4 protein-coding genes are annotated in these 3,518 nt (G+C 65.1%); all 4 read right to left on the bottom strand.

Annotated elements, in window-relative coordinates; translation table 11 throughout:
- Positions 1 to 108 precede the first annotated feature (108 nt).
- From EN932_RS31700 to EN932_RS31685, 4 genes are read right to left on the bottom strand one after another with little or no spacing between them, the layout of a single operon-like run.
- Entirely contained in the window at positions 109 to 1,044 is a 936-nt protein-coding gene (locus tag EN932_RS31700) for a phosphatidate cytidylyltransferase (RefSeq protein ID WP_027163212.1), read from the bottom strand.
- A complete protein-coding gene (locus EN932_RS31695) occupies positions 1,044 to 1,706 on the bottom strand; it encodes a lysophospholipid acyltransferase family protein (RefSeq protein WP_013532377.1) in 663 nt (220 codons plus the stop codon). The genes EN932_RS31700 and EN932_RS31695 overlap by 1 nt, the downstream gene beginning before the upstream one ends.
- Entirely contained in the window at positions 1,703 to 2,146 is a 444-nt protein-coding gene (locus tag EN932_RS31690; protein WP_013532376.1) for a hypothetical protein, read from the bottom strand. Before EN932_RS31690 ends, EN932_RS31695 begins: the two co-directional genes overlap by 4 nt.
- Positions 2,143 to 3,468 (bottom strand): phosphatase PAP2/dual specificity phosphatase family protein, encoded by a 1,326-nt coding sequence (locus tag EN932_RS31685; RefSeq protein WP_127388334.1) that lies wholly within the window; start codon positions 3,466 to 3,468, stop codon positions 2,143 to 2,145. The genes EN932_RS31690 and EN932_RS31685 overlap by 4 nt, the downstream gene beginning before the upstream one ends.
- Positions 3,469 to 3,518: the final 50 nt, after the last annotated feature.

Here is a 3,518-nt window from a genome sequence, read left to right as displayed (position 1 = left end):
CGCAGGAACTGCCGATCGGCATCATCACCAGCTCGGTCGGTGCGTTCTTCGTCGTCACCATGCTGATCCGCAACCGGCTTTGAGCGCGTTTGGCAACCGGTCGCCGGATCACACGGTCCAGAAATAGCGCACGATGTGGAAGAACACCGGGGCGGCGAAGACCAGGCTGTCGGTGCGGTCCATCATGCCGCCATGGCCTTCGATGAGATGGCCCCAGTCCTTGACGCCCTGGTCGCGCTTGATGGCCGAGGCGACCAGCCCGCCTAGGAATCCCATCGAGCAGGCGACGAAGGCCACGGCTGCCGCCTGCAGCGGCGAGAAGGGCGTCACGAACGACAACAGCGCGCCGAGCAGGCTCGCCGACACCAATCCGCCGATCAGCCCTTCCCAGGTTTTCGACGGCGAGACGTTCGGCGAAAACCGGTGTTTACCAAACAGCTTGCCGAAGATGTACTGCAGCACGTCGCTGCCTTGCACGACGATGATCAGGAAGGCGATCAGCAGCAAGGTGCGGCCTTCGAAGCCTGGCACGTCGAGTGTCAGCAGGGCGGGGACGTGGCTGACGCAATAGACCGAGATCATCACCGCCCATTGCTGCGCGGCGATCCGCTCGAGGAAGCGTTCGGTGTCGCCATGCAGCGCCGTGATGGCCGGCATCAAGAGGAAGCAGTAGACCGGAATGAAGATGACGAAGAGCCCATACCAGGCGGTCCACACCAGCCAGTACTGAAACGGGATGATGATGCCGAACATGCCGAGCAGCACCCAATGGTCGCTGCGGCGCGTATGCGTCAGCGTCACGAATTCGCGCAGCGCGGCGAAGGAAATCAGCGCAAACAGGATGGTCATCCCGTAACGGCCGAAGAAGAAGGCGACCGTCATCAGCGCCACCATCACCCACCAGGCGTTGATGCGCTGCGTGAGATTGACAAGCGTCGAGCTCAGCGGCTTCGGCGCTCGCGCCGAAAGGATGGTGGCGACGATGCTGGCGGTGGTCAAAACCGCCAGCAGGCCGATGATCAGGATGGAGATCTCGTGGCGCATCAATCGTCTCGCTCGGGACGCGGGTTGAGCGCCAGAAGCGCGGCGTGGGCGCGCTCGAGAAAGGCGCGGCGTTCTTCGCCCGGGCCAACCGCGACAGGCGCGCCGAAAACGACGCGGCACAGCAGCGGCACCGGCAGGAACTGGCCCTTGGGCAGCACGCGCGACATGTTCTCGATCCAGCACGGGATCAGCTCGACCTCAGGCCGCGCCGTCGACAGATTGTAGAGCCCGGAGCGGAACGCCAGCAGCGGCTCGTCTGTCATGTTGCGGGTGCCCTCGGGAAACAGGATAAGCGAGTGCCCTTGGTCGAGAACCGACAGCATGATCTCGATGGGGTTTTCCTCAGGTCTCGTCCATTGCCGGTTGATGAGCACGGACGACAACATGTCCTGCGCGATGAAGCGGCGCAGCCGCGACTTCCCCCAATATTCGCCTGCGGCAACAGCATGGGTGATCGCGCGCTCCCTTTCGCTGAGACAGGCCGACAAAAGGATGAAGTCGCCATGGCTGGTGTGATTGGCGAAATAGATGCGCTGCCGCTCGGAGGGCAGGCTGCCGTTCCAGATCGGCCGCACCCCGGTCACCATCCGGGCCAGAGCCGACAGGCCGACGGAGGTTACCGTCTGCAGCAAGGTGAAGGTCTTGAGCGAAAGCTTGTTCATCGCGGCGCCCAAAACCCTGCCGCCAGAAGCGCTGCGGCGAACAGAGCCAGGGCAGCGCGCTGCTTGAACAGCAAGCGGCTTGTGCCGGCCATGCGGTCATCGAGCAAGCGTGTCGCGAACGGAGCCGGTTTCAGGCGCATGCGCGCCAACATGTCATCCACCGCGGCACCGCCGGAAGCTTCGTCGTCATGGCTCGCCATCAGTCGGAACAGCAGCGCGTCGAATGCCAGCAATGCCGACAGCGCCAGCACCGCAACCGCGCTCGCGGCGGCGATCGACAAAGCGATGGCCGCGGGCAAGGTCTCGAAGGCACCGCGCGCCGATGCGGCTAGAGGCGCAAGGACATTTGCGGCCAGCACGATTGCGGCCGGCCACGCGGCCTGTCGCATCAGCATGCCGGCGAAGCGGTCGGTGCGGTCCTGATAGGTATTGCCTGTCATGACGCCGCCCGCCCCGTAGCCTCTGCAAGATGAATCGGCCGGCCGGCGGCCGCGAGCATCTCGCGGGCGAGCGCTGGCGTCCCGGCCCTGCCGGTCGCCACCAGCCATTCGGCGACGACGCCGGCGCTGCGCTGGAAGCCGAGCGCGCAGCACACCAGGACGGTGCCGTCGCGGCGTGCATTCTCCAGCGCGCCGGCTGCCTGTTGCCGTATCGCCAGTGGCGGCGGCAACAGGTCGATCATCGGAAAGCTGATCCAGCGGCAATCGGTTGTCGCCGGCTTTTCGAGTTCGGCGGCGAGGTCGATGACCGTGCCGAAGCTGTTGGCCTCGCTTGCCGTGGGAAAGCGCCCGAGAAAGACACCTTCGGCAATCGCCACCTGGGGGGCAAGATTGCGCGTCCAGGCCCATATGTTTGCCCTGGCGCCGAGGCGATAAGGCAAGAGCAGGACACGGCTTGCAAGCGTCATGGTGCCATCGGCGGATTTCTGGAACACCTTTTCGCCTGCGCCAGCATAGGCGAAGGCGACGATGGCCAGCGCCAGCGCCGGCCAAAGCAGGAAGAGCGCGACAGCGCAAAGGAAGGCACCGAGCGCGGCACCGGCCAGCGCGAGGACGGCGCCCAGCGCGTAGAACCGCGCCAGCCGCCGCGCTTTCGCATCGTTGGTCAGCCGGAAGCCTGCAAACGGCAATGCGCCGCTGCGCGGAAACAGCCACAGCGCAAAGAACCCGAGCAGCGCGCCGGTCGGGATGTCGATGAAGTGATGCTGCCAGGTCGTCAGCACCGAGGCGCCGATGAGGAAGCTCCAGCCATGCCAGAGCGGCAGGAGCAACCCGCCGAGCCGGTGGCGCCAATGATCCCAGATGATCGCCAAAAGGGCGATATGCAGCGAGGGCGCCTGGTTGAACGGCTTGTCGAAACCGCCGAGCACGGCAAACAGGAAGCCCGGCAGGCCGGTCGTCGCCGGTCGCACGAATGTAGCGGTCAGCGGGAACAGGATGAAGCAGATAACGGCGACGATTTGCGCGGTGAGATAGCGTCCGGCCAGACGGTCGACCCCTTGCCTGTCGTTGTTGAGCAGCAGCGACAGGCCGTAGAACAGGTTGATCGACCAATAGGGCACGATGGTCCAGGCGAGGAACGGGATGCCGTGCTCCCACGAGAACACGATACTGCCGACATCGTCGCGCCGCGACGCCAGCCAGTTGGCGAAGCCGTAGCTGAGATAGAAGAACGGCGCCAGGAAGGCCAGCCACAGGGCTGCCCTGACGACCACCCGGCTATAGGGTTCGGCACGCGCCACGGATGCAGGCGATGACACCATGCTGCTCAGCGGCGCCGCGCGAGCGAGACGGTGAAGATGCCCCATTGGTC

Origin of the sequence: Mesorhizobium sp. M7A.F.Ca.US.002.01.1.1 (assembly GCF_004022955.1) — a bacterium.
In the GTDB taxonomy this organism is placed as follows: domain Bacteria; phylum Pseudomonadota; class Alphaproteobacteria; order Rhizobiales; family Rhizobiaceae; genus Mesorhizobium; species Mesorhizobium ciceri.
Note: the sequence above shows the minus strand (reverse complement) of the source record. Positions and strands in the feature narration are given on the sequence as shown.